Below are 1,337 nucleotides of genomic sequence, written 5' to 3' on the forward strand. Positions count from 1 at the left end.
ATGCTGCAATGACACGACTTCGGCGGTACGCTTGAGCCCCGCTACATTGTCGGCGCGGAATCACTAGACCAGTGAGCTATTACGCACTCTTTCAAGGGTGGCTGCTTCTAAGCCAACCTCCTGGTTGTCTCTGCGACTCCACATCCTTTCCCACTTAGCGTACGCTTAGGGGCCTTAGTCGATGCTCTGGGCTGTTTCCCTCTCGACCATGGAGCTTATCCCCCACAGTCTCACTGCCGCGCTCTCACTTACCGGCATTCGGAGTTTGGCTAAGGTCAGTAACCCGGTAGGGCCCATCGCCTATCCAGTGCTCTACCTCCGGCAAGAAACACACGACGCTGCACCTAAATGCATTTCGGGGAGAACCAGCTATCACGGAGTTTGATTGGCCTTTCACCCCTAACCACAGGTCATCCCCCAGGTTTTCAACCCTGGTGGGTTCGGTCCTCCACGAAGTCTTACCTCCGCTTCAACCTGCCCATGGCTAGATCACTCCGCTTCGGGTCTTGAGCGTGCTACTGAAACGCCCTATTCGGACTCGCTTTCGCTACGGCTTCCCCACCCGGGTTAACCTCGCAACACACCGCAAACTCGCAGGCTCATTCTTCAAAAGGCACGCAGTCACGAGAATGGAGCAAGCTCCATTCCGACGCTCCCACGGCTTGTAGGCACACGGTTTCAGGTACTATTTCACTCCCCTCCCGGGGTACTTTTCACCATTCCCTCACGGTACTATCCGCTATCGGTCACCAGGGAATATTTAGGCTTAGCGGGTGGTCCCGCCAGATTCACACGGGATTTCTCGGGCCCCGTGCTACTTGGGTGTCTCTCAAACGAGCCGCTGACGTTTCGACTACGGGGGTCTTACCCTCTACGCCGGACCTTTCGCATGTCCTTCGTCTACATCAACGGTTTCTGACTCGTCTCACAGCCGGCAGACTGTGAAAGAGAGATCCCACAACCCCGCATGCGCAACCCCTGCCGGGTCTCACACGCATACGGTTTGGCCTCATCCGGTTTCGCTCGCCACTACTCCCGGAATCACGGTTGTTTTCTCTTCCTGAGGGTACTGAGATGTTTCACTTCCCCTCGTTCCCTCCACACTGCCTATGTGTTCAGCAGTGGGTGACAGCCCATGACGACTGCCGGGTTTCCCCATTCGGAAACCCCCGGATCAAAGCCTGGTTGACGACTCCCCGGGGACTATCGCGGCCTCCCACGTCCTTCATCGGTTCCTGGTGCCAAGGCATCCACCGTGCGCCCTTAAAAACTTGGCCACAGATGCTCGCGTCCACTGTGCAGTTCTCAAACAACGACCAGCCACCCATCACCCCACC

General features: G+C 57.0%; 1 rRNA gene (running past one end of the window). It reads right to left on the reverse strand.

Annotation, left to right across the window (positions count from 1 at the left end):
• A 23S ribosomal RNA gene (locus ACZ64A_RS36775) occupies positions 1-1,277 on the reverse strand (it extends 1,941 nt beyond the left edge of the window).
• Positions 1,278-1,337: the final 60 nt, after the last annotated feature.

The sequence above is a fragment of the Streptomyces sp. NPDC104814 genome, assembly GCF_055583185.1.